We start from the raw sequence: 22,770 nt of genomic DNA on the forward strand, positions 1-22,770 counted from the left end.
CTTCCTCTGCTTTTTACATCAGTTTTTTGAAGGATTTGGCCGGTGCGGCCTTCTTGGACGTCAGGATGTTGGAGTTGACGCCGATGCGCCCGATCTCGTGGAACAGGCGCTGAAGCTCGATCTTGGGACAGCGGTTCATGACCACGGTCAGCCCCGCCGCCTCGGCCCGCGCCGCCGCCTCGTCGTTGCGCACGCCGAGCTGCATCCACACCACCTTGGCGCCGACGGCGATGGCCTCGTCCGTCACGCCTCCGGCGGCGGCGGCGTTGCGGAAGACGTCCACCATGTCCGGCGGCTCCGGCAGGTCCGACAGGCTGGCGTAGACCCGCTCGCCGAGGATGGTCTGGCCGGTCAGCTTCGGGTTGATGGGGATGACGCGGTAGCCCTTGTCGCGCAGGTATTTCAGCACGATGAAGCTGGCCTTCACCGGGTCGTTCGACGCGCCGACCAGGGCGATGGTCTTCACCCGGTCCAGGACTTGGCGGATGAACGCGTCGCTGTAGCCGTCGTGCGAGGGGGCGGGGCCGCTCATTGGCCGCACCACACCGGGGGGCGCTTCTGCAGGAAGGCGTCGATGCCCTCCTCGGCGTCGCGGGCCAGCATGTTCTCGGTCATGACGCGGGCGGCGTAGGCGTAGGCCTCCTCCACGCCCAGCTCGATCTGGCGGTAGAAGGCCTCCTTGCCGATGGCGAGGGTCAGCGGCGACTTCGCGGCGATCTTGCCGGCGGCCTCCGCCACCACGGCGTCGAGCCGGTCGGCCGGCACCGCGCGGTTGACGAGCCCGATGCGCTCCGCCTCGTTGGCGCCGATCAGGTCGCCGAGCAGAAGCATCTCCATGGCTGCCTTGCGCCCCACGGCGCGGCTCAGCGCCACCATGGGGGTGGAGCAGAACAGGCCGATGTTCACGCCCGGCGTGGCGAATCGCGCGGTGTCCGCGCAATAGGCGAGGTCGCAGGTGGCGACGAGCTGGCAGCCCGCCGCGGTGGCGATGCCGTGCACCTTGGCGATCACCGGCTGGCGGAGTCGGCTGACCGTCAGCATCAGTTTGGAGCACTGGACGAACAGCGACTCATAGGCCGCGCGGTCCGGGTTGGCGCGCATCTCCTTCAGGTCGTGCCCGGCGCAGAAGGCCGGTCCGGCTCCGGCCAGCACCACGGCGCGGACCGAGGCGTCCTGGTGGATGGCGTCCAGCTCCGCCTGCAGCGCGCCCATCAGCCCGACGGAGAGGGCGTTGCGCGCCTGCGGGCGGTTCAGCGTCAGGGTCGCGACTCCGTCGCGGTCCTCGCGGAGAACCAGCGGCGCGTCGTCACCGATGAGGGGCCCGTCGGCGGGTGGGGTGTCGTTCATCGCTGTCCATTCCTCCCGGATGTTTTGATCGTTGGCGGGAACAGTACCCCGACCGTCCCCGCCACGGAACCGGGCGTGTGGTCCGATCATCTAACGATGCCGTGGCGGACAACTCAACCTATTTGTTGATTGAATTTGTAGATTTATTGACAGATGAGAGCGGGCGGAGGTGTGAAATTGGTTTCGACGCGATGCGCTTGGCGGGGCGGGCGATGTTCGCCATGATCGGGTCTCCATAAGAAAAGCCATGGGTGAGGGAATGAGCGCGCCGGTCGTGTCCGCCGAGGAATTGGAAGCCCTGATTCGCGAGGGCGTGCCGCTGGTCGGCAATTACGGGATCACCATCGAGCAGCTCGGCGCCGGGACCGTGCGCATGAAGCTGCCTTACAACGACAGCTTCGTCCGCCCCGGCGGCACGGTGACCGGGCCGGCGATGTTCGGGCTGGCCGACGTGGCGCTTTACGCCGCCGTGCTCAGCCTGATCGGGCGGGTGGAACTGGCCGTGACCACCAGCATGACCATCAACTTCCTGCGCCGCCCGGCGCCGGTCGCCATCACCGCCGATTGCCGGATCCTCAAGATGGGCAAGCGGCTGGCCTATGGCGAAGTCCTGCTGTTCTCCGAGGGCGATCCGGAGCCCGTCGCCCACGCCACCGGCACCTATTCGATTCCGCCGCACGACCCGGTGACGCTCGCGGTATCAGGATACCATGATCCGGAAATGTCCTGAAAAAGCCAATGATATCAACAGCTTTGCTTTCGCGGTAAAATAATACCGTGAGCGTAGAGCGTTGATATAAAACGGATATTTTTCCGTTGACAGAGACCCCATGCACTGCGTACAAAACCGGCCGCTTCGGCGCCCCGGGGATTGAACGTCCAGTTTCGGTGGCCCGCCGATCCACGTTTAGTCAACGAGTGTGGCGATGAAGACCTTCAATCTGAAGCCGACCGACATCGAGAAGAAGTGGTACGTCGTCGATGCCGACGGCCTCGTTCTCGGCCGGCTTGCCAGCATCCTGGCGAACATCCTGCGCGGCAAGAACAAGCCGACCTTCACCCCGCACATGGATTGCGGCGACCACGTCGTCGTGATCAACGCGGAGAAGGTCAAGCTGACCGGCAACAAGCGCCAGGACGACATCTTCTACTGGCACACCGGTTATCCGGGCGGCATCAAGGGCCGTTCCAAGGGCCAGATCCTGGACGGCAAGTACCCGGAGCGCGTGATCGAGAAGGCCGTGGAGCGCATGGTTCCGCGCGGTCCGCTCGGCCGCAAGGTGATGACCCACCTGAAGGTCTACAAGGGCGCCGCCCACCCGCACGAGGCGCAGCAGCCGGTCGCTCTCGACGTTGCGGCCATGAACCCGAAGAATAAGCGGAGCGCGTAATCCAATGGCTCAGGTTACCACCACCCTTTCCGGCCTGAAGGACATCGCTGCCGCTCCGGCCGCCGCCTCCGCCGAAGTGGTCGCCCCGAAGCTGGACGCCCAGGGCCGTGCCTACGCCACCGGCAAGCGCAAGGACGCCGTCGCCCGCGTGTGGATCAAGCCGGGCTCCGGCAAGATCGTCATCAACGGCCGCGACCAGGAAGTCTACTTCGCCCGCCCTGTGCTGCGCATGATGATCGCCCAGCCGTTCGGCATCACCGACCGCGCCGATCAGTTCGACGTGATGGTCACGGTGGCCGGCGGTGGTCTGTCCGGTCAGGCCGGTGCGGTCCGTCACGGCATCTCCAAGGCGCTGACCTACTTCGAGCCGGCGCTCCGTCCGCCGCTGAAGGCCGCCGGCTTCCTGACCCGCGACGCCCGCGTCGTCGAGCGTAAGAAGTACGGTAAGGCCAAGGCCCGCCGCAGCTTCCAGTTCTCGAAGCGCTAAAGCCTACCGCGGACCCGCGTTACTGCTGTACAAGCGAGGGGCGTCCCGACGGGGCGCCCCTTTCTTGTTTCAGTTCTGTTTCACTCGTCTTCACGGTTCGTGCCCATCCCCGTGCGTCAAAAGGAACAGCGTCCATGGCCAACAGCACTTCCCCCATCCGCGTCGGCATTCTCGGTGCGTCCGGTTACACCGGCGCCGAGCTGGTGCGCATGCTTCTCCGCCATCCCGGCGTGGAGATCTGCGCGCTGACGGCCGAGCGACAGGCGGGGAAGCCCATGGCGGAGGTGTTCCCGCATCTGGGCCAGTTCAACCTGCCCGGCCTCGTGAAGATCGAAGAGGTCGCCTGGGACAAGCTGGACGCCGTCTTCTGCGCCCTGCCGCACGGCACCACGCAGGAGGTCATTGCCGGCCTGCCGCGCCACATCAAGGTGGTGGACCTGTCCGCCGACTTCCGCCTGTCCGACCCCGCCGAGTACGCCACCTGGTACGGGCATGAGCACCGCGCCGTGGACCTCCAGAAGGAGGTCGCCTACGGTCTGACCGAGTTCAACCGGCAGGGCGTGCGCAAGGCGCGCGTGGTCGCCAACCCCGGCTGCTACCCCACCTGCTCGCTGCTCCCCCTGCTGCCGCTGCTGATGGACGAGATGATCGAGCCGGGCGGCATCGTGATCGACGCCAAGTCGGGCGTCTCGGGCGCCGGGCGCGACGCCAAGCAGCAGAACCTCTTCACCGAGGTGTCGGAGGGCTTCAACGCCTACGGCGTCGGGCATCACCGCCACATGCCGGAGATCGAGCAGGAGCTGCGGCTGGCCGCCGGGCGTCCGGTGACGGTCAGCTTTACGCCGCACCTCGTCCCGATGAACCGCGGCATGATGGCGACGATCTACGTCCGCATGGCCGACGGGGTCACCGCCGACGACCTGCGCGCCACCCTGACCGCGCGCTACGAATCGGAGCCCTTCGTGAACGTCACGGCGGCGGGCATCGCCCCGGCGACCCGCCACGTCCGCGCCTCCAACCAGGCGCTGATCGGCGTCTTCCCCGACCGCACCCCGCGTGGCGCCATCATCGTCTCGGTCATCGACAATCTGGTGAAGGGCGCCTCCGGCCAGGCCATCCAGAACATGAACGTCATGTTCGGCCTGGGCGAGACGACCGGCCTGGAGCAGGCCCCGCTGTTCCCGTGACCGAAGAGAAACAGCCCGAGGAAAAGTTGCCTGCGATGTCCGGCCTGATATTGCCCTTCCAGGGCACGCATCCGAAGATCGATCCGAGCGTCTATGTGGCGCCGACGGCCTCGGTCATCGGCGATGTGGAGATCGGGCCGGGCAGCAGCGTCTGGTTCGGCTGCACGATCCGCGGCGACGTGAACGAGATCCGAATCGGTGCGCGCACCAACATCCAGGACGGTACCGTGATTCACGTCGCCTCGGCGGGGCAGGGGACCTACATCGGCGACGACGTGTCGATCGGCCACATGGCCCTGTTGCACGCCTGCACGCTGGAGAGCGGTTGCTTCATCGGCATGCAGGCCTGCGTCATGGACGGTGCCTACGTCGAGTCGGGTGCCATGGTGGCCGCCGGAGCCCTGGTGACCCCCGGGAAGCGTGTTGCCGCCGGGCAACTTTGGGCCGGAAGTCCCGCAAGACCCGTGCGTGCACTTACGGAAAAGGACACATCTTTCTTCCCGGTAAACGTCCGGAACTACGTGCGGCTTGCTCAAATCTACAGAGAGGGCTAATACCTCTTTAGTGCGTCGCAGCACTGTGGCATACTAGCAACAGTGACACCGGCACGAAACGTGTAGGACTTCCGGAGGGTATGTTTGTACGTGGACAAACCCCACATGTTTCGCGTTTTGTCACGTTACATGCACGCGATAAGTCCTATCGTTTGTGCGATTCGTCCTCCGCGAACCAAGCGGTAGGGAGTGTGTCTCTAAGGGAGTGGAGAAATGAACAGCTTCTTCCGCGCTACCATGGCCGTCGTGCCGGCCGCCGTCGTCGCTTTCGGCCTGACCGCCGGGGCTCAGGCCCAGAGCGCCGACACCGCCGAGTGGTGCAACCCGGTCATCGGCTGGAACGACACCCCGGTCCGCACGGCGGATGGCGGCTACGCCACCCACCAGGGCAGCTTCAAGTGCCCGCCGGCCGCCGCTCCGGTGGTGGCTCCGGCCCCGGCCGCCCGCGCCCAGACCGAATACCTCGTGTTCTTCGACTGGGATAAGGCCAACGTCACCCCGGCCGCCGATCGCGTGATCGGCGATGCGGCCGCCGCCATCGGCAAGGGCGCCAACGCCCGCGTCCATGTCGTCGGCCACACCGACACCTCGGGTTCGCCGGCCTACAACCAGCGTCTGTCGGTGCGTCGCGCCGAGGCGGTGAAGCAGGCCCTCGTCTCCAAGGGCATCGCCGCCGGCGCCATCACCACCGAGGGCAAGGGCGAGAGCCAGCTCCTGGTGCAGACCGGCCCGAACGTCCGCGAGCCGTCCAACCGTCGTGCGCAGATCCTGCCGCGCGGTGCGAACGCCCCGTCGTCGTAAGGCGCAGGTTCCCTTTCGGGACACGAGCCCCGGACCTCGGTCCGGGGCTTTTGCCTGATGGCGGAAGCCGCCGGATCAAGGAAAAGGCCCCGGACAATCGTCCGGGGCCTTTTCTTATGGGCCGTCTCTGGTGGTTCGTCGCGTCGATGGCTCCGGACGTCCGAAGGGCGGCGGACCGCCCTCCGGAGCGGGGAGATCAGACGATGCGCACCTTGGCGTAGGAGCCGGGGGCGTCCTCCAGGACGGGCAGGCCGCCCTTCGCCGGATCGCGCGCCGGGACCTTGCCGTCGGAGAAGGTGGAGACCCACTTGTTCCATTCCGGCCACCAGGAGCCGGGCGTCTGCTCCGACGACGCCAGCCAGTCGTCCGAGGCCTTCGGCAGCTTGGCGTTGGTCCAGTAGCAGTACTTGCCGGCGGCCGGCGGGTTCACCACGCCGGCGATGTGGCCGGAGGCCGCCAGCACGAACTTCACCGGGCCGGAGAACAGGTGGGCGCCCATGTAGGTGGACTTCCACGGCGCGATGTGGTCCTCGCGGGCCGACAGGAAGAAGGACGGGGTCTTGACGTTGCGCAGGTCGATCGGAACGCCGCCCAGCGACACCGCGCCCGGCTTCGCCAGCAGGTTCTTCTGGTACATGTTGCGCAGGTAGAAGCTGTGCATGGCCGCCGGCATGCGGGTCGAATCGCTGTTCCAGTAGAGCAGGTCGAACGGGAACGGGTCCTTGCCGAGCAGGTAGTTGTTCACCACGAACGACCAGATCAGGTCGTTGGCGCGCAGCATGTTGAAGGTGGTCGCCATCTTCGAGCCGTCCAGGTAGCCCTGCTGGGCCATCTGGCTCTCGATCATGGTGAGCTGCTCCTCGTCGATGAAGACCGACAGCTCGCCGGCTTCTGTGAAGTCCAGCATGGTGGTGAAGAAGGTGGCCGACTTGATGCGGTCGTCCTTCTTGGCCGCCATGTAGGACAGCGTGGAGGCCAGCAGCGTGCCGCCCAGGCAGTAGCCGATGGCGTTCACGTCCTTCTCGCCGGTCACCTTCTCGATGGCGTCCAGCGCGGCCAGCACGCCTTCGAACATGTAGTCTTCGAAGCCCTTCTGGGCCAGCTTCTCATCCGGGTTCACCCAGGACAGAACGAAGACGCTGTGGCCCTGGTCGACCGCCCACTTGATGAAGCTGTTCTTCTCGCGCAGATCGAGGATGTAGTACTTGTTGATCCAGGGCGGCACGATCATCAGCGGCCGCTTGTTCACCTCCGGCGTGGTCGGGGTGTACTGGATGAGCTGCATCAGATCGGTCTGGAAGACGACCTTGCCCGGGGTGACGGCGATGTTCTTGCCGACCTGGAAGGCGTCGTAGTCGGTCATGGAGATGCGCAGCTCGCCCTTGCCGCGCTCCAGGTCCTTCAGCAGGTGCTCAAGCCCCTTGACGAGATTCTCGCCGCCCGTCTCGATGGTCGTGCGCAGCACCTCCGGGTTCGTCATGACGAAGTTGGAGGGCGCCATCGCGTCGACGAACTGGCGGGTGTAGAAGTCGACCTTCTTGGCCGTGTGGTCGTCCAGCCCATCGACCTCGTTGACCGTGGACTGCATCCACCGGGCCGACAGCAGGTAGGACTGCTTGATGAAGTCGAACAGGGTGTTCTCGTCCCAGGCCGAATCCTTGAAGCGGCGGTCGTCCTTCGCCGGGGCGATGACCGGCTGGGCCTCCTGGCCGAAGAAGCGCTGGGTGGTGCGCTGCCACAGGGTCAGGTAGTCCTGCCACAGCGTCATCTGCGCCTTCATCAGCTTGGCCGGGTCGGCCATCATGCGCGTGGTCATCTCCAGGAACGCATGGCCGACGCCCATCGGGTCGGGGTTCTTCGCGCCGACGCCGTCCGAGGCCTGACGGGACAGGAATTCGGTGACCAGCCGCTGGCTCTGCTCGGCGATGCGGGTCATCGCCCGCGACATCTCCACCGGGTCGGGAAGCTTGACGTCAGGGGCCTGGTTTTCGGCCATTGGTGCGGTCCTTCTTCTTTAGGCGAGTTTTAGGCTTCAGGAGGGACGTTGTGCGGTTTATACAGTGCCTGCCGGAAGTCTGTTCGGTCGGAGTGCGGTCCGGTCCTGGCATCCTGGACAGCTTATGCCATGTCCGTTCGAGCCGGGGTCCGTCATACACCTCTCGTATGAAGATTTCATTTCGCCCACCACCGTTCAAGCGGCTGGATGGGTTCGGATGTGAGGTTCGCAGAATGGAAACGGGTATCCGACGCGGCGTGGTTGCGAAGGCGGGCCGGCTGGGGCCGGCCCTGTCCGTCCTGGTTGTTTTCGCCCTGCCGGCCTGCAGCAACCACGTGCTCGACACCGGCCTGCTCGGCGCCGTGACCGGCCGCGACGTGCCCAGCCAGGAATCGCCGGTGCGCGGCATGTCGGGCGAGAGCCGGGAGTATCCCAACCTCGGCACCGTTCCGCCGCGTCCCACCGATCTGCGGACGGAGGCGCAGCGCCAGCAGGATCTGGACCGTCTGGCCCAGGATCGCGCCGCCGCCAGGAAGATGCTGCCGTCTCCCATGGACGTTCCCCCGCCGCCGGACATCACGCCTGGAAAGCCCGGGTGAGGGCAGGGGTCTAGCAAAAGGCGGGCGCCGCCAGTAATCCGTAAGTATACCTATGCGGAGCGTCCTTCGGCTTTTGATGGCATCCCTTTGAAGGAAAGGGATGCGCCGGTCTTCGTCCGGTCGATGCGCAGTTACGAAGGCGGTGGCGCGGACCACGGAGCACCCATTGCTGCTGCCAAGGCGGAAAAACTACGTCTTGCGGCGGCGGCTCCGCAACAGATTTTCAAACTGCGACTATTTGGCGCGCCAGCTTCGCTTCACATCGCGTGAATTGGCGCCGCTCGGCCATGGCGCGGCGGCATGACCGCCCTGCGCGCCCCGCGATTGCCCCAAATTATAAGGCGCCCTTACAATAAGGGATGCTTGATGAATCCCCCTTCGGAATGATCCTGATCGACTGCGCGCGGCTCCTGCGCGCGCGGTTCGACCGCGCACTGGACGACGCCCGGCTCGGCCTCACGGCGGGGGAGGCGCGAGCCCTGGTTTACGTCTGCCGCCACCCCGGCTCGCGCCAGTCGGTGCTGGCGACCCACATGTGGGTGGAGCCGATGACCCTGGTCGGCTTCCTCGACCGGCTGGAAGCGCGCGGGCTGGTGGTCCGCGAGCCGGACCCGGCGGACCGCCGCGCCAAGATCGTCCGGCCGACCCCGCAGGCCGAGCCGCTGGCGCTCCAGGTCCTGGAGGCCTTCCGCACCGAGCGCGAGTCGGCCATGGCCGACCTCTCGGCGGAGGAGATCGTCCTGCTCAAGGACATGCTGGGCCGCCTGCGCAACCGCATGATCGCCGACGACATGATCGCCAACGACCGCGGCGGGGCCGGCCAATGAGCCATCCTCCCGTGCAGACCGACGCGCCCGCCATGACGGAGACGCGGACGGCCGTCATCGGCACGCTGATCGTCACGCTGGGACCGCTCAGCCTCGCGCTCTACACGCCGGCCCTGCCGATGCTGGTGGAGGCCTTCCAGACCACACCGGCGGCGCTGAAGCTGACGCTCTCCGTCTATTTCTTCGGCTTCGCCTTTTCCCAGCTCGCCTGCGGGCCGCTGTCCGACGCCTACGGGCGGCGGCCGGTCGCTCTGGGCTTCTTCGTCACCTACGTCCTGGGCAGCGTCGTGGCGGCCCTGTCGGGCAGCATCGAATGGCTGCTGGTCGGGCGGGCCCTGCAGGGCATCGGGGCGGCGGCGGGCATCGCCATTTCCCGCGCGATCGTGCGCGACCAGTTCACCGGGCAGCGGTCGGCGCGCATCCTGAACCTGATCGGGCTGATGCTGGCCATCGTGCCGGCGGTGGCGCCGACGCTGGGCGGGGTGATCCTGGGCACGGTGGGTTGGCACGCCATCTTCGTGGTGATGACGCTCTACGGCCTCGCCGTGCTGACGGTCTTCGCGCTGGGCACGGCGGAGACCAACCGGACGCGCGACCGCTCGGCGGCGCGGCCCGGCCCGGTGATCCGCAACTACCGGACCCTGTTGACCGACCGCCGCTTCATGCGGGCGGGGCTGGTGCTCGGCACGACGCTGGGCGGCCTCTACACCATGGCGGCGCTGCTGCCCTTCGTGATGATCGAGCGGGTGGGGCTGAGCCCGACCGTCTTCGGCTTCGCCATGCTGCTGCAGACCGGCTCCTACACGCTGGGGGCGACGCTGGCCGGGCGGCTGCTGCGCCGGGTGGACGCGATGCGGCTGATCCCCTACGGGCTGGCCTGCGTGGCCGTGGGCGGACTCGGCTTCGCCCTGGCGCCCCTGACCGGCGAGCCGACCGTGGCGAGCGTGATGGGGCCGACCGCCGTCTGGGCCTTCGGCATCGCCCTGGTCATGCCCGGAGCGACCAGCGACGCCCTGGCCGGCTTCCCCCGCATGGCCGGGGCGGCGTCGGCGCTGATCGGTTTCATGCAGATCGGCGGCGGGCTGGCCGGCACGGCGGTGGCCGCCCTGTTCGCTGATCCCTACACGGCGACCACGGCCATCATGCCGGGCCTCGCCGCGCTGTCGCTGCTCTCCTACGCGCTGCTGCGCGTGCCGGCGTCCCGTCGCGTCCACCACGCCAAGCCCCCCCGGCCGGAGGATCTGGAGGTCGCCGTGGACCCCGCCGCCCTGGTCGGCGCCGGTGGTGAGGAGATCGAGGAGGCGCTGCACCAGCGCCGGGCCTCCGGCCGCAAGGGAGGCTGAAGACGGGCTTCGGCGTCCGGGATGCCATGGGCAGCGCAGGAATGCGCCCGGACGCGAATTTTACCTCGCTTCTGAAGATGCGGGGCGGTAGATAAGTGGTCCCGGTCCGCAAATATGGGTTCGTGGCGTGGCCGGACAAGGCTTCGGAGCGTCCATGAGCGATTCAGAATTCCACCGGATCAAGCGGCTTCCGCCCTACGTCTTCGCCGAAGTGAACGCCATGAAGGCGCGAGCCCGAGCTGCCGGCGAGGACATCATCGACCTCGGCATGGGCAACCCGGACCAGCCGACGCCCCAGCACATCGTCGATAAGCTGATCGAGGCCGTGCGCGATCCCAAGACGCACCGCTACTCGAACTCCCGCGGCATCCCCGGCCTGCGCAAGGCGCACGCGGCCTATTACAAGCGCCGCTTCAACGTGGACGTCGATCCGGAGTCGGAGTGCATCGTCACCATCGGGTCGAAGGAAGGCCTCGCCAACCTCGCCCAGGCGATCACCAGCCCCGGCGACATCATCCTGGTGCCGAACCCCAGCTACCCGATCCATCCGTTCGGCTTCATCCTGGCCGGCGCCTCGGTGCGCCATCTGCCGGTGGGGCAGGCCAACGGCACCTCCACCGACATCGACAGCTTCATGAACATGCTGGAGCGCGCCGTGCGCCACAGCGTGCCGAAGCCGCTGGCGCTGGTGCTGAACTACCCGTCCAACCCGACGGCGGAGGTGGTGGGGCTCGACTTCTACCGCCCGATCGTCGAGTTCTGCCGCAAGCACGGCATCTACATCCTGTCGGATCTGGCCTACGCCGAGGTCTTCTTCGACGGTGAGCCGCCGCCCTCGATCCTGGAGATCCCGGAGGCGCGCGAGGTGGCCGTCGAGTTCACCTCGATGTCGAAGACCTATTCGATGGCCGGCTGGCGCATCGGCTTCGCCACCGGCAACAAGACGCTCATCACCGCGCTGGCCCGCATCAAGTCGTACCTGGACTACGGCGCCTTTACGCCGATCCAGGTCGCCGCGACCGCCGCGCTGAACGGCCCGCAGGAGTGCGTGGAGCAGGTGCGCACCATGTACCGCCAGCGCCGCGACGTGATGATCGAGGGTCTGGCCGCCGCCGGCTGGACGGTGCCGAGCCCGTCGGCCTCGATGTTCGCCTGGGCGCCGATCCCCGAGCCCTTCGCCCATCTCGGCTCGCTGGAATTCTCCAAGCTGCTGCTGCAGGAGGCCAAGGTCGCCGTGGCGCCGGGCATCGGCTTCGGCGAGTACGGCGACGGCCATGTCCGTCTGGCGCTGGTGGAGAACGTCCACCGCATCCGTCAGGCGACCCGCAACATCAAGGAGTTCTTCCGCTCCAACGCCGCCGGCGCGGCGGCGAGCAAGGACCCGGCGGCGCGCGCCGCCCTCCTCGATCCCGAGAAAGCGAAAGCCTGATGTCCGACTCCCACAAACCCGGCCCCCTGAACATCGCCGTCGCGGGCCTGGGCACGGTCGGCGCGGGCGTTCTCAAGCTTCTAGAGCGGCAGGCCGACCTGATCGAGCAGCGCTGCGGCCGCCGCATCGAGGTGGTCGCGGTCAGCGCCCGCTCGCGCGGCAAGGACCGCGGCGTCGACCTGTCGGCGGTCGAATGGTACGACGACCCGGTGGCGCTCGCCGCCCATCCCGGCGTGGATGTGGTGGTCGAGCTGATCGGCGGGTCCGAAGGGGCCGCGAAGGAGACCGTCGAGCTGGCGCTGGAGCGGGGACGCCACGTCGTCACCGCCAACAAGGCGCTGCTCGCCCATCACGGCACCGCGCTCGCCGCCAAGGCGGAGGCCGCCGGCCTCGCCATCGGCTTCGAGGCGGCGGTGGCCGGCGGCATCCCGATCATCAAGGGGCTGCGCGAGGGGCTGGCGGGCAACCGGGTGTCGGAGGTGCACGGCATCCTCAACGGCACCTGCAACTACATCCTGACCGAGATGCGCACCACCGGCCGCGATTTCGCGGACGTGCTGGCCGACGCGCAGAGGCTGGGCTACGCGGAAGCCGACCCGAGCTTCGACATCGACGGCGTGGACGCGGCCCACAAGCTGGCGATCCTGACCTCGGTGGCCTTCGGCACGCCGGTGGACTTCCAGAGCGTCCATGTCGAGGGCATCCGCCATGTTTCGGCGGTGGACTTCGACTACGCCGACGCGCTCGGCTACCGCATCAAGCTGCTGGGCATCGCCCGGCGCACCGATCACGGGATCGAGCAGCGCGTGCACCCCTGCATGGTGCCGAAGGCGGCGCCCATCGCGGCGGTGGACGGCGTGTTCAACGCCGTGATCGCCCAGGGCGACTTCGTGGACCGCGTGCTGTTCGTCGGCCGCGGCGCCGGCGAGGGGCCGACGGCCTCGGCCGTGGTCGCCGACCTGATCGACATCGCCCGCGGGCGCTCCACCCCGACCTTCGGCGTGCCGGCGGCCCAGCTTTCCGAGGCCCAGCCGTCGCCGATGGAGGCGCGCCGGGGGTCGTACTACGTACGCCTGATGGTCGTGGACCGTCCCGGCGTGATAGCGGATGTTGCGGCGGCGATGCGCGACCAGAACGTCTCCATGGAGCAGTTCCTGCAGCGCGGGCGCGCCCCCGGCGAAGCGGTGCCGGTGGTCCTGACCACCCATGACACCGAAGAGGCGGCCATGCAGCGCGCGCTTGCCACCATCGCCGCCAAGGAGTCGGTGGTCGAGCCGCCCCGCATGATCCGCATCGAACAGTTTTGACCGAACCATAGAAGAACCGAGCATCGATTCGGGGGAGAACAACATGTCCGTTCATGTCGACCTGTCCGGTATGGACCGGAACCTGGCTCTGGAAGCCGTCCGCGTCACCGAGGCCGCCGCGCTGTCCGCGTCGTTGCTGATGGGCCGCGGTGACGAGAAGCTTGCCGACCAGGCCGCGGTCGACGCCATGCGCCAGGCGCTCAACACCCTCTACATCGACGGCACCGTCGTGATCGGCGAGGGCGAGCGCGACGAGGCGCCCATGCTCTACATCGGCGAGAAGGTCGGCGCCGGCATCGGCCGCGGGCCGAAGGTCGACATCGCGCTCGACCCGCTGGAAGGCACCACCATCTGCGCCACCGGCGGCCCGAACTCGCTGGCTGTCATCGCCATGGCGGACGAGGGCGGCTTCCTGAACGCGCCCGACGTCTACATGGACAAGATCGCCGTCGGCTCCGGCCTGCCGGAAGGCGTGGTCGATCTCGACGAGACGCCCGCCAACAACCTCAAGGCCCTGGCCAAGGCCAAGGGCACCGAGGTGCAGGAGCTGCTGGTCTGCATCCTGAACCGTCCGCGCCACGCCGAGCTGATCGCCCGCGTCCGCGAGGCCGGGGCGCGCATCATGCTGATCAACGATGGCGACGTCTCGGGCGTGATCGCCACCAGCCAGGTCGGCACCGGCGTGGACATGTATGTCGGCTCGGGCGGCGCCCCGGAAGGCGTTCTGGCCGCGGCGGCGCTGCGCTGCATCGGCGGCCAGTTCCAGGGCCGTCTGCTGTTCCGCAACGATGACGAGAAGGCTCGCGCCGCCCGCTGGGGCGTCAAGGACCTGAACAAGAAGTACAGCCTGACCGAGCTGGCCAGCGGCAACGTCATGTTCGCCGCGACCGGTGTGACCGACGGCGCCATGCTGCGCGGCGTCCGCCGCTTCCCCGGCGGTGCCACCACCCACTCGGTGATCATGCGCTCCAAGTCGGGCACCGTGCGCTACGTCGAGGCGCACCACAACCTGCAGCGCAAGCCGAGCATGGCGTAAGGTCACGGCCACAAGGAAAAGGGGCGCGCGGCATTCCACCGCGCGCCCCTTTCTTTTTTTACGGGCTACAGACCCTTTCGCCGCCGTCCCTCGGCGTCGGCGGCCTTCATGGCGGCCAGGACGCGCTGCGGGGTGATCTCGTGCGGCTCGTTGTGGATGGTCTCGCCCTCGGCGCAGGCCCGTTCCGCCGCCAGCAGAAGCCGCTCGTCCGACACATCGCCAAGACCGATCTCGGCCAGCGTCGTCGGCAGCCCGACCGCCTTGCAGAAACCATAGACCTCGTCCAGCACCGCCGGCGGCCGGTCGGTCAGGATCAGCAGAGTCAGCGTGCCGAAGGCGACCTTCTCGCCGTGCCAGTAGTGGTGCGTTTCCTCCAGCGCGGTCAGGCCGTTGTGGACGGCGTGCGCCGCCGCCAGCCCGCCGCTCTCGAAGCCCAGCCCGCTCAGCAGCGTGTTGGCCTCGACGATGCGCTCCAGCGCCGGGGTGACCACGCCCTGCTCGCAGGCCGACTTGGCGAGCACGCCATACTCCAGCAGCGTGTCGTAGCACAGCCGGGCCAGCGCGAAGGCGGTCATCGGACCGACCCGCCCGGTCATGTTGCCGCCGCGCTTGATGCGGCAATCCTCCGCTTCGAACCAGGTGGACAGGGCGTCGCCCATGCCGGAGACGAGGAAGCGCACCGGGGCGCCCGCCACCACGCCGGTGTCGACCAGCACGAGGTCGGGGTTGCGCGGCAGCACGAGGTAGCGCTTGAAAGCGCCCTCCGGCGTGTAGATCACCGACAGGGCGCTGCACGGCGCGTCGGTGGAGGCCAGCGTCGGGACGATGGCGGTGCGCGCTTCCAGCGCGTGGGCAACCGCCTTGGCGGTGTCGAGCGCCTTTCCGCCGCCGATGCCGGCCACGACGTCGGCTCCCATGGCGCGGGCGAGGGCGGTCAGCCGCTCGATCTCCTCGTCGGAGCATTCGCCCCGGAATTCCTGGATGTTCAGTTCGACGCGCCCGGCGGCGGCATCGACCAGCCGGCCTTTCAGCGTCTTCAGGACGAAACCGTCGGTGACGGCCAGAACCGTCTTGCCCAGCCGGGCCAGATCCTCTCCCAGGCTGTCGAGGGCGCCGTTGCCCTGGACGTAGCGGGCTGGAAAGATCGCCGTGGTGATCATGGTTCCCTCCTCCGCGTGGTGTTGACCGCAGTGGAGCAGGACGCCTCTCCACCCGCAATGACCTGCCTCAAGTTGCGCTGCGGCAAGGCCGCCTGCCACCTTTGCGTACAGGCGCGGCGGCCGCAGGCCCACCGGGAGAGCCCCATCCGCTGGCCCGCCCGTCCCCCATCTGCTATGGCTTCGGCCTTTCCGATCCGTGGCATTCTGGGCAGCATGACCGACACCGTTCCCCCCTTCCTGAACGTCGCCCATTCCCTTTCCGGCAAGCGCTGGCAGGCGCGGCCCTACGACGAGCGGCTGGCCTGGGGGCTGGCGCAGGGGCGGGGGCTGCCGGAGATCGTCGGGCGGGTGCTCGCCGCCCGCGGGGTGACCGAGGAGGCGTGCGACGGCTTCCTGAACCCGACGCTGAAGGCGCTGCTGCCCGATCCCTCCCGCTTCAAGGACATGGACACCGCGGCGGAGCGCATCGCCCGCGCGATCATGGACGGCGAGCCGGTGGCCGTCTTCGGTGACTACGACGTGGACGGCGCCACCTCCTCCGCGCTGCTGCGGCGTTTCTTCCGGGCGGCGGGGGCCGACCTGCGGATCTATGTGCCCGACCGCATGAAGGAGGGCTACGGCCCCAACGGCCCGGCGCTGCTGCGGCTGAAGGCCGAGGGCGTGCGGCTGGTGGTGACGGTGGATTGCGGAATCTCCGCCTTCGCGGCGCTGGAGGCGGCGGCGGAAGCCGGGCTGGAGGTGGTGGTCCTCGACCATCACGCGGCCGAACCGCGCCTGCCGCCGGCCGTTGCCCTGGTCAACCCGAACCGGCTGGACGAGGACGGCGCCTACCGCACGCTGTGCGCGGCCGGGGTGACCTTCCTGGCCGTGGTGGCGGTGAACCGGGCGCTGCGCACAGCCGGATTCTATGCGGGCCGCAACGAGCCGAACCTCATGGAGTGGCTGGACCTCGTGGCGCTGGGCACGGTGTGCGACGTGGTGCCCCTGACCGGGCTGAACCGGGCGCTGGTGGCGCAGGGGCTGAAGGTGATGGCGCGGCGCGCCAACCCCGGCCTGTCCGCCCTGTCCGACGTCGCCGGGGTCAAGGAGAAGCCGGACGCCTACCACGCCGGCTTCGTGCTCGGCCCGCGGGTCAACGCGGGCGGGCGGGTCGGCGCCTCCGACCTCGGGGCGCGGCTGCTCTCGACCGACGATCCCATGGAGGCGATGGAGCTGGCCCAGAAGCTGGAGGCCCACAACGCCGAGCGCCGCGCGGTGGAGCAGGGCGTGCTGGCCGACGCCATGGCCCGGCTGGAGGAGCACGCCGAGGAACTGGCCGAACTGGTCTTCGTGGCGGGGGAGGGCTGGCATCCCGGCGTGATCGGCATCGTCGCCAGCCGCCTGAAGGAGCGCTACAGCCGCCCCGCCTGCGTCATAGCCCTGGAGGAGGGGGTGGACGGCGCGGTGATCGGCAAGGCCTCGGGCCGTTCGGTGCGTGGGGTCGATCTCGGGGCGGCGGTGATCGCCGCGCGGCAGGAAGGGCTGCTGATGGCCGGCGGCGGGCACCGCATGGCGGCGGGCTTCACCGTGGCCGGGAGCAAGCTGGCCGACCTGCAGGCTTTCCTGACCGGCCGCGTCGCCGAACAGGTCGCCGCGGCCCCGCTGGTGCCGACGCTGGAGCTCGACGGCGCGCTGTCCGTGGGAGCGGCGAACACATCCCTGGTGGACCGCCTGAACCAGCTCGGCCCCTTCGGCACCGGCAACGCCGAGCCGCGCTTCGCCGTCACCGACGCCCGCGTGGTGCGGGCCGACGTGGTCGGGGCGAATCACGTCCGCTGCATTCTCCAGGGCGGCGACGGCGCCCGGCTGAAGGCCATCGCCTTCCGCGCGCTGGAGAGCGAGATGGGGAAAGCCCTGCTGATGGGCCGCGGTTCGCCCTTCCACATCGCCGGTGTCCTGCGCATCGACCGCTGGAACGGGGCGGAGGGAGTCCAGCTTCTGATCGACGACGCTGCACCCTCCCAAACCATGTGAATGCAAACAAATTCGTGGCGGAGCGGGTGCATGGGGGGCATACGCGAACGGGGTAGAAAGGAGTTGGAAAAAACGCTTGCGCTCGGCCCGTCATCCCATTAGTAATCCCGCCACGCCAACGACGTCCCCATCGTCTAGAGGCCTAGGACACCGCCCTTTCACGGCGGCGACAGGGGTTCGAATCCCCTTGGGGACGCCACCTTCTTACAGGTTGGCACCGGTTTCGAAAGCTCAGCCCTTGGCTGAGCTTTTGTCGTTTCAGGCGTCATTTGTCCGGCACCTTTGCCGGTCTGGCAAGCGCCCCGTTCGCCGCGCCGCGGTCGCCGGCTTCTCCCGCCCGCCGAAATAGCGCCAAGGGGCGGTTTCCAGGGGGACCTCTGTGGACTAACGTTCCTCACGCCCCTCGACGGGGCCACGGGTACGGGAGACATCCATGACCATTGCGACGACACGCCTTCCTTCGGGAACCGCCGTTCCGGTGCTCGGCCAAGGCACCTGGTACATGGGCGAGGACAGCCGCGACCGCGCGCGGGAGGCGGCGGCGCTGCGGCTCGGCCTCGACCTCGGCATGACGCTGATCGACACGGCGGAGATGTACGCCGACGGCGGGGCGGAGGAGGTGGTCGGCGAGGCCATCGCCGGGCGCTGGGACGAGGTGTTCCTGGTCAGCAAGGTGCTGCCGATGAACGCCAGCCGCCGCGGCACCATTGCCGCCTGCGAGCGCAGCCTGAAGCGCCTGCGCACCGACCGCATCGACCTCTATCTGCTGCACTGGCGCGGCAGCCACGATTTCTCCGAAACGATCGACGCCTTCGACGCGCTGGTGCGCGACGGCAAGATCGGTCAATGGGGCGTCAGCAACCTGGATCTCCAGGACATGGAGGAGCTGGTCGGGACGCCGGGCGGGGAGGGCGTGCAGACCAACCAGCTTCTCTACAACCTGACCCGGCGCGGCATCGAGTACGACCTGCAGCCCTGGTGCCGCGGCCGGGGCATCCCGATCATGGCCTATTCGCCCATCGAGCAGGGCCGGATGCTGCGCCACCCGGAGCTTCGCCGCATCGCCGACCGGCATGGCGTGACGCCGGCCCAGGTCGGGCTGGCCTGGCTGCTCCGCCAGGACGGGGTGATCACCATCCCCAAGGCGTCAGACCCCGCCCATGTCCGCGACAATAGGGCCGCCGCCGATTTGCGGCTCGACGAGCAGGACCTTTCGGGCCTTGATCGCGCCTTCCCGCCGCCGCGCGGACCGCGCCCGCTGGAGATGCTGTAGCGCGGCGAAGCGCCGCGCTTGCGGTGGCGGACTCGATTTCCTCGGCCGAATGGCCTATTTATGCTGCATTGCGGTATCAAGCGTGGAATTGGGCGCGCCTGATTCCGCTCTGCGGCTCATCCGGGAATCGAAGCATGCTCGCCATCGTTCTTCTGTCCATGCTGCTGTCGGGCTTCGCCATCGTCGTGGCCCGGATTCTGACCGCCGAGGTCGCCACCGCCGGCATGCCGGTCGGCGATCCCTGGTCGCCCGGCCATCTGCGCCGGGTCAAGAAGGCGCGCAAGGCGCAGGAGGAGATCGAGGGCGGTCCGTCCTGGGCATCGTTCCCGCGCGGGCTCTGATCTTTTCCTTTCCTTACCCACAAGCAAATCGGGCCGGGAAATTTCCCGGCCCGATCGCGTTCGGGTGCTGATGGTGCGTCCGGTGCCTTACTGGGCCGGCTCCGCCGCCAGCTTCGAGGCCGGGAGGCTCTCGGTGATCTGGCGGGCGCGCATCGGCTTCAGGACGAAGATGGCCAGCAGGGCGGCGATGCCGTTGACCGCGGCGGCGAAGAAGAACACCGCCTGCCAGCTGCCGGTCGAGGCGACCGCCACGTTGGCGAAGGGAACGACCAGCGACGCGGTGCCCTTGGCGGTGTACAGCAGGCCGGCGTTGGTGGTGGCGAACTTCGAGCCGAAGGAGTCGCCGCACAGCGCCGGGAACAGGCTGTAGATCTCACCCCAGGCGAAGAACACCAGACCCGTCAGGATCACGAAGGCGACGGGGTTGTGGCCCCACTGGTTCAGCGCCAGGATGCCGACGCATTCCAGGGCGAAGGCGATGAACATCGTGTTCTCACGGCCGATGTGGTCGGACACCCAGCCGAAGAAGGGACGGGTGACGCCGTTCAGCACGCGGTCGATCGACAGGGCGAAGGTCAGCGCCGGTAGAGTCAGGCCCATGATGCTGACCGGCACGCCGTCCAGGTGGAAGTCCTTGGCGATCGGGCCGAGCTGCGCGGTCGCCATCAGGCCGCCCGCCGCCACCATCACGAACATGGCGTACATGACCCAGAAGACCGGAGTCTTCAGCATCTGGACCGGGGTGTAGCTCTCGCGGGTCTGCGACACCGACGAGCGGGAGACCTCCGGAACCTGACCCTTCTTCGGCGACGCCAGGAACCACGCCAGCGCGAGGATCACCGCGCCCTGGCCGATGCCGAAGGTCATGAAGGTGGCTTCATAGCCCGAGGAGTGGATCATGTTGGCGATGGGAACGACCGTGAGGGCCGAGCCGGCGCCGAAACCGGCGGCGGTCAGGCCGGCGGCGAGACCGCGGCGGTCGGGGAACCACTTCAGCGCGTTGCCGACGCAGGTGCCATAGACGCCGCCGGCACCGATGCCGCCCAGCGCCGCGCCGAGATAGAGCATGGCGAGCGAGTCGGCCACCGAGTTGACCGCCCAGGCCGCGGCGCAGAACACGCCGCCGATCAGGACGACGATGCGCGGGCCGAACTTGTCGACGAACCAGCCTTCGACGGGAACCAGCCAGGTTTCCATGACGACGAAGATGGTGAAGGCCACCTGGATGGCCGCACGGCCCCAGCCATGCTTCTGGTCGATGGGCTCGACGAACAGAGTCCAGCCATACTGCAGGTTCGCGATCATCGACATGCAGATGACGCCGATGACGAGCTGGAACCAGCGGCCACCGAGGGGCCCCTTCGGGGCCTCCGTGAGGGCTTGGTGCATTTCTCTCCTCCTAGAAGCGATCTCTTTGCGAAGCGGTCTTTTGCTTTTTTGAGTCGGGTTGTTTTTGTTCTTTGACCGGAGGCGTCCCCGTGGTGTGCCGGGTCGTCTCCATCGCCTTGGCTTGACCGTCGAACCGACCGCTTGGTGTGGGCGGTTTAAGCTCGCGGGGTGAGCGTTTTTGGCATTAGAGATATGGTATGCCAGATACAGTTTCCGGCGCAAGCTGTTTGTCAGCGTAACAAACAGACCCGGCATGCAGGGGGCGTCCTACCACCTTCGGAAGTGCCGATGGCCCTTGCCCCAATGGGGTTTCCGACCGTTGTCCGATGGGGTGCGCTGACGGTTCGTCCGCAAAGCGATTTGGACCGTTCTGGTATCTGGTATACATATAGGGCAAGAGCGCGCATCGATTTGGTGTGCACGCGCGGCCACGCTGTCGCGCGATCATGCGTTTCAAAGCATCGGAACAGGGGAGGGGACGACTCGATGACCACCGCCATTTTCACGCACCCGGACTTTCTGGCGCACGACACCGGTCCAGGGCACCCGGAGCGTCCGGAACGCATCGCCGTGGTGTGGGAGGTTCTGAAACGCGACGAGTTCCGCGATCTTCCCCATTTTGAGGCCCCGGAGGCGGAGGTCGAGCAACTGCGCTGGGTGCACGACCCGGCCTATGTGGACGCCGTGCTGAACGCGGTCCCGGACAGCGGCCATGCCCGGCTGGACGCCGACACCGTGCTGTCGCCCACCTCCCGCTCGGCGATCCTGCGCGCCGCCGGGGCGGTCTGCGCGGCGGTGGACGCGGTGCTGGACGGGACGGCGAAGAACGCCTTCTGCGCCGTCCGCCCCTGCGGCCACCACGCCGAACCAGCCCGCGCCATGGGCTTCTGCGTCTTCAACAACGTGGCGGTCGGCGCGGAGCACGCCCGCAAGCGGCGCGGCCTGACCCGCGTCGCCGTGGTCGATTACGACGTGCACCACGGCAACGGCACCCAGGCGATGTTCTGGAACGACGCCGACCTGTTCTTCGCCTCGACCCACCAGTCGCCCCTCTATCCCGGCACCGGCTCGATGAGCGAGACCGGAGTCGCCGGCAACATCGTCAACGCGCCGCTGCCGCCCCACTCCGGGACGGTGGAATTCCGGCAGGCGATGGAGCGGCGCATCCTTCCCGCGCTGGAGGAGTTCCAGCCGGAGCTGATCCTGATCTCCGCCGGATTCGACGCCCACGCCCGCGACCCTCTGGCCTCGCTGAACTTCACCGGGCCGGATTTCGAGTGGGGGACCCGCAAGCTGGTCGAGGCGGCGGACCGGCTGTGCGACGGCCGCGTCGTGACGGTGCTGGAGGGCGGCTACGACATGGTGGGGCTTGCCGAAGGCTGCGCCGCCCATCTCCAGGCCCTGATGCGCGCCTGACCGGGGCTCGAACGGCGAATCCCGGGTGATTTCGAGGGACTTTGCGCAGCTGCACCATAAGGTCGGTTGCTTCCTGCACGGATTATCTGGTATACCAAATACCAGAGAGACGAACAGAGTCCCTCGAACACACAAAAAAACGGGAGTTACGCACGATGGACCAGCGGATCGCCGAACAGAACGCCGCCCAGAACACTTCGGGCCAGCACACCATCGAGATCACTCTGGCTAAGACCGACGCCGACATCGCCGACAGCTACGCGGTGGTGAAGGAACTGCGCACCCACATGACCGACGCCGACGCCTACGCCGCCCAGATCCGCCGCCAGATGGAGGACGGCTACAACATGGCGCTCCTGCGCATCGACGGCGAGGTGGCCGGCTGCGGCGGTTTCCGCGTCCACGAGACGCTGTCGCGCGGTCGCTATATGTATGTTGAGGACCTCGTCACCTCGCCGAAGCACCGCTCCTTCGGTTTGGGCGACAAGCTGTTCGATTGGCTGGCCGCCCAGGCCCGCGAAAAGGGCTGCGCCCAGATGGAAATCATCTCCGGTGTCCAGCGCGGCGACGCCCACCGCTTCTATCACCGCAAGCGCATGACGGTTAAGGCGTTCCAGCTCGTCCTGCCGCTCGCCTGATCCAGCGCACCGGATGGACCCGCGAACCGGGCGTCCGGACGGGCCGGGCGTCCGGTTTTCCATGCGCGAATTTTCGTCGGAAAACCCAGGATTCTCGCCCGATTCCGGATCATGTCCCTCCCTCGACAGGGTCTATTTTGCCAGTTGACATCTGGTATCTGGTATACCAAACTCCGTATTTGTTCGGTGTGCTGATTGATTGGGGTTACTGCAAAGGCTGCGCGGCGCGTGGCCGA

General features: G+C 67.8%; 22 protein-coding genes and 1 tRNA gene. 18 read left to right on the top strand and 5 right to left on the bottom strand.

The genetic code is table 11. The features are described 5' to 3' along the window. Window positions 1-13: 13 nt before the first annotated feature. Window positions 14-532: a CoA-binding protein gene (locus FBZ83_RS31980; RefSeq protein ID WP_247888334.1), complete on the bottom strand. Its 519-nt coding sequence runs from the start codon at window positions 530-532 to the stop codon at window positions 14-16. Beyond that, a complete protein-coding gene (locus tag FBZ83_RS16965) occupies window positions 529-1,347 on the bottom strand; it encodes an enoyl-CoA hydratase (protein ID WP_145685707.1) in 819 nt (272 codons plus the stop codon). The genes FBZ83_RS31980 and FBZ83_RS16965 overlap by 4 nt, the downstream gene beginning before the upstream one ends. A gap of 259 nt (window positions 1,348-1,606) precedes the next feature. Between FBZ83_RS16965 and FBZ83_RS16970 the strand changes: the two genes are divergently transcribed. The 6 genes from FBZ83_RS16970 (at window position 1,607) to FBZ83_RS16995 (ending at window position 5,767) form a co-directional block, all read left to right on the top strand. Beyond that, window positions 1,607-2,077 (top strand): PaaI family thioesterase, encoded by a 471-nt coding sequence (locus FBZ83_RS16970; protein WP_035673266.1) that lies wholly within the window; start codon window positions 1,607-1,609, stop codon window positions 2,075-2,077. Between the two features lie 196 nt (window positions 2,078-2,273). After that, window positions 2,274-2,738, top strand: a complete 465-nt coding sequence (gene rplM / locus FBZ83_RS16975; protein ID WP_014240247.1) for a 50S ribosomal protein L13 — start codon at window positions 2,274-2,276, stop codon at window positions 2,736-2,738. Between the two features lie 4 nt (window positions 2,739-2,742). Then, the gene (gene rpsI, locus FBZ83_RS16980; protein WP_014240248.1) at window positions 2,743-3,225 is read left to right on the top strand and encodes a 30S ribosomal protein S9; all 483 of its coding nucleotides are present in this window, start codon (window positions 2,743-2,745) and stop codon (window positions 3,223-3,225) included. Between the two features lie 134 nt (window positions 3,226-3,359). Continuing rightward, window positions 3,360-4,412: an N-acetyl-gamma-glutamyl-phosphate reductase gene (gene argC, locus FBZ83_RS16985; RefSeq protein ID WP_145685723.1), complete on the top strand. Its 1,053-nt coding sequence runs from the start codon at window positions 3,360-3,362 to the stop codon at window positions 4,410-4,412. 35 nt (window positions 4,413-4,447) lie between these two features. Then, the gene (locus FBZ83_RS16990; protein WP_094306453.1) at window positions 4,448-4,966 is read left to right on the top strand and encodes a gamma carbonic anhydrase family protein; all 519 of its coding nucleotides are present in this window, start codon (window positions 4,448-4,450) and stop codon (window positions 4,964-4,966) included. A gap of 213 nt (window positions 4,967-5,179) precedes the next feature. After that, the gene (locus FBZ83_RS16995; RefSeq protein ID WP_145685738.1) at window positions 5,180-5,767 is read left to right on the top strand and encodes an OmpA family protein; all 588 of its coding nucleotides are present in this window, start codon (window positions 5,180-5,182) and stop codon (window positions 5,765-5,767) included. A gap of 196 nt (window positions 5,768-5,963) precedes the next feature. Here the strand turns inward: FBZ83_RS16995 and FBZ83_RS17000 are convergent, their stop codons facing one another. Further along, the gene (locus tag FBZ83_RS17000) at window positions 5,964-7,763 is read right to left on the bottom strand and encodes a PHA/PHB synthase family protein (RefSeq protein ID WP_145685758.1); all 1,800 of its coding nucleotides are present in this window, start codon (window positions 7,761-7,763) and stop codon (window positions 5,964-5,966) included. 233 nt (window positions 7,764-7,996) lie between these two features. On the opposite strand from FBZ83_RS17000, the gene FBZ83_RS17005 reads away from it, so the two are divergent. The 6 genes from FBZ83_RS17005 (at window position 7,997) to glpX (ending at window position 14,304) form a co-directional block, all read left to right on the top strand. Continuing rightward, complete coding sequence (locus tag FBZ83_RS17005) at window positions 7,997-8,362, top strand: hypothetical protein (RefSeq protein ID WP_145685772.1); 366 nt, start codon at window positions 7,997-7,999, stop codon at window positions 8,360-8,362. Window positions 8,363-8,721: 359 nt separating this feature from the next. Beyond that, window positions 8,722-9,189 (top strand): MarR family winged helix-turn-helix transcriptional regulator, encoded by a 468-nt coding sequence (locus FBZ83_RS17010; protein WP_247888335.1) that lies wholly within the window; start codon window positions 8,722-8,724, stop codon window positions 9,187-9,189. Next, window positions 9,186-10,532 carry a multidrug effflux MFS transporter gene (locus FBZ83_RS17015; protein ID WP_145685799.1) on the top strand — a complete coding sequence of 449 codons (1,347 nt, stop codon included), beginning with the start codon at window positions 9,186-9,188 and terminating at the stop codon, window positions 10,530-10,532. Before FBZ83_RS17010 ends, FBZ83_RS17015 begins: the two co-directional genes overlap by 4 nt. Before the next feature lie 154 nt (window positions 10,533-10,686). After that, window positions 10,687-11,961 (top strand): LL-diaminopimelate aminotransferase, encoded by a 1,275-nt coding sequence (locus tag FBZ83_RS17020; RefSeq protein ID WP_145685814.1) that lies wholly within the window; start codon window positions 10,687-10,689, stop codon window positions 11,959-11,961. Next, entirely contained in the window at window positions 11,961-13,268 is a 1,308-nt protein-coding gene (locus tag FBZ83_RS17025; protein ID WP_145685828.1) for a homoserine dehydrogenase, read from the top strand. The genes FBZ83_RS17020 and FBZ83_RS17025 overlap by 1 nt, the downstream gene beginning before the upstream one ends. Window positions 13,269-13,311: 43 nt before the next feature. Then, on the top strand, window positions 13,312-14,304 hold the full coding sequence (gene glpX / locus FBZ83_RS17030) for a class II fructose-bisphosphatase (protein ID WP_172428683.1): 993 nt from the start codon (window positions 13,312-13,314) through the stop codon (window positions 14,302-14,304). Between the two features lie 65 nt (window positions 14,305-14,369). Here glpX and FBZ83_RS17035 read toward each other — a convergent pair whose 3' ends face one another. Next, complete coding sequence (locus tag FBZ83_RS17035; protein ID WP_145685842.1) at window positions 14,370-15,464, bottom strand: glycerol dehydrogenase; 1,095 nt, start codon at window positions 15,462-15,464, stop codon at window positions 14,370-14,372. A gap of 213 nt (window positions 15,465-15,677) precedes the next feature. Here FBZ83_RS17035 and recJ point away from each other — a divergent pair, with 213 nt between their 5' ends. The 4 genes from recJ (at window position 15,678) to FBZ83_RS17055 (ending at window position 19,091) form a co-directional block, all read left to right on the top strand. Further along, window positions 15,678-17,477 carry a single-stranded-DNA-specific exonuclease RecJ gene (gene recJ, locus FBZ83_RS17040; RefSeq protein ID WP_145685858.1) on the top strand — a complete coding sequence of 600 codons (1,800 nt, stop codon included), beginning with the start codon at window positions 15,678-15,680 and terminating at the stop codon, window positions 17,475-17,477. Window positions 17,478-17,600: 123 nt separating this feature from the next. Continuing rightward, window positions 17,601-17,676 (top strand) — tRNA-Glu (locus tag FBZ83_RS17045). Between the two features lie 234 nt (window positions 17,677-17,910). Next, complete coding sequence (locus FBZ83_RS17050; RefSeq protein WP_145685875.1) at window positions 17,911-18,750, top strand: aldo/keto reductase; 840 nt, start codon at window positions 17,911-17,913, stop codon at window positions 18,748-18,750. A gap of 134 nt (window positions 18,751-18,884) precedes the next feature. Then, on the top strand, window positions 18,885-19,091 hold the full coding sequence (locus tag FBZ83_RS17055; RefSeq protein WP_145685895.1) for a hypothetical protein: 207 nt from the start codon (window positions 18,885-18,887) through the stop codon (window positions 19,089-19,091). A gap of 87 nt (window positions 19,092-19,178) precedes the next feature. Here the strand turns inward: FBZ83_RS17055 and oxlT are convergent, their stop codons facing one another. Then, on the bottom strand, window positions 19,179-20,480 hold the full coding sequence (oxlT, locus tag FBZ83_RS17060) for an oxalate/formate MFS antiporter (RefSeq protein WP_109070202.1): 1,302 nt from the start codon (window positions 20,478-20,480) through the stop codon (window positions 19,179-19,181). A 486-nt stretch (window positions 20,481-20,966) separates the two neighbouring features. On the opposite strand from oxlT, the gene FBZ83_RS17065 reads away from it, so the two are divergent. Beyond that, window positions 20,967-21,896 (top strand): histone deacetylase family protein, encoded by a 930-nt coding sequence (locus FBZ83_RS17065; protein ID WP_145685913.1) that lies wholly within the window; start codon window positions 20,967-20,969, stop codon window positions 21,894-21,896. 155 nt (window positions 21,897-22,051) lie between these two features. Further along, a complete protein-coding gene (locus FBZ83_RS17070) occupies window positions 22,052-22,534 on the top strand; it encodes a GNAT family N-acetyltransferase (protein WP_145685935.1) in 483 nt (160 codons plus the stop codon). Window positions 22,535-22,770 lie beyond the last annotated feature (236 nt).

This window comes from Azospirillum brasilense, from assembly GCF_007827815.1.
GTDB classification, from domain to species: Bacteria; Pseudomonadota; Alphaproteobacteria; order Azospirillales; family Azospirillaceae; genus Azospirillum; species Azospirillum brasilense_C.

Excerpts from the sequence above, each read along its gene's own strand:
- FBZ83_RS31980 (WP_247888334.1), bottom strand. The coding sequence starts at position 532 with ATGAGCGGCCCCGCCCCCTCGCACGACGGCTACAGCGACGCGTTCATC.
- FBZ83_RS16965 (WP_145685707.1), bottom strand. The coding sequence starts at position 1,347 with ATGAACGACACCCCACCCGCCGACGGGCCCCTCATCGGTGACGACGCG.
- FBZ83_RS16970 (WP_035673266.1), top strand. The coding sequence starts at position 1,607 with ATGAGCGCGCCGGTCGTGTCCGCCGAGGAATTGGAAGCCCTGATTCGC.
- rplM (WP_014240247.1), top strand. The coding sequence starts at position 2,274 with ATGAAGACCTTCAATCTGAAGCCGACCGACATCGAGAAGAAGTGGTAC.
- rpsI (WP_014240248.1), top strand. The coding sequence starts at position 2,743 with ATGGCTCAGGTTACCACCACCCTTTCCGGCCTGAAGGACATCGCTGCC.
- argC (WP_145685723.1), top strand. The coding sequence starts at position 3,360 with ATGGCCAACAGCACTTCCCCCATCCGCGTCGGCATTCTCGGTGCGTCC.
- FBZ83_RS16990 (WP_094306453.1), top strand. The coding sequence starts at position 4,448 with ATGTCCGGCCTGATATTGCCCTTCCAGGGCACGCATCCGAAGATCGAT.
- FBZ83_RS16995 (WP_145685738.1), top strand. The coding sequence starts at position 5,180 with ATGAACAGCTTCTTCCGCGCTACCATGGCCGTCGTGCCGGCCGCCGTC.
- FBZ83_RS17000 (WP_145685758.1), bottom strand. The coding sequence starts at position 7,763 with ATGGCCGAAAACCAGGCCCCTGACGTCAAGCTTCCCGACCCGGTGGAG.
- FBZ83_RS17005 (WP_145685772.1), top strand. The coding sequence starts at position 7,997 with ATGGAAACGGGTATCCGACGCGGCGTGGTTGCGAAGGCGGGCCGGCTG.
- FBZ83_RS17010 (WP_247888335.1), top strand. The coding sequence starts at position 8,722 with ATGCTTGATGAATCCCCCTTCGGAATGATCCTGATCGACTGCGCGCGG.
- FBZ83_RS17015 (WP_145685799.1), top strand. The coding sequence starts at position 9,186 with ATGAGCCATCCTCCCGTGCAGACCGACGCGCCCGCCATGACGGAGACG.
- FBZ83_RS17020 (WP_145685814.1), top strand. The coding sequence starts at position 10,687 with ATGAGCGATTCAGAATTCCACCGGATCAAGCGGCTTCCGCCCTACGTC.
- FBZ83_RS17025 (WP_145685828.1), top strand. The coding sequence starts at position 11,961 with ATGTCCGACTCCCACAAACCCGGCCCCCTGAACATCGCCGTCGCGGGC.
- glpX (WP_172428683.1), top strand. The coding sequence starts at position 13,312 with ATGTCCGTTCATGTCGACCTGTCCGGTATGGACCGGAACCTGGCTCTG.
- FBZ83_RS17035 (WP_145685842.1), bottom strand. The coding sequence starts at position 15,464 with ATGATCACCACGGCGATCTTTCCAGCCCGCTACGTCCAGGGCAACGGC.
- recJ (WP_145685858.1), top strand. The coding sequence starts at position 15,678 with ATGACCGACACCGTTCCCCCCTTCCTGAACGTCGCCCATTCCCTTTCC.
- FBZ83_RS17050 (WP_145685875.1), top strand. The coding sequence starts at position 17,911 with ATGACCATTGCGACGACACGCCTTCCTTCGGGAACCGCCGTTCCGGTG.
- FBZ83_RS17055 (WP_145685895.1), top strand. The coding sequence starts at position 18,885 with ATGCTCGCCATCGTTCTTCTGTCCATGCTGCTGTCGGGCTTCGCCATC.
- oxlT (WP_109070202.1), bottom strand. The coding sequence starts at position 20,480 with ATGCACCAAGCCCTCACGGAGGCCCCGAAGGGGCCCCTCGGTGGCCGC.
- FBZ83_RS17065 (WP_145685913.1), top strand. The coding sequence starts at position 20,967 with ATGACCACCGCCATTTTCACGCACCCGGACTTTCTGGCGCACGACACC.
- FBZ83_RS17070 (WP_145685935.1), top strand. The coding sequence starts at position 22,052 with ATGGACCAGCGGATCGCCGAACAGAACGCCGCCCAGAACACTTCGGGC.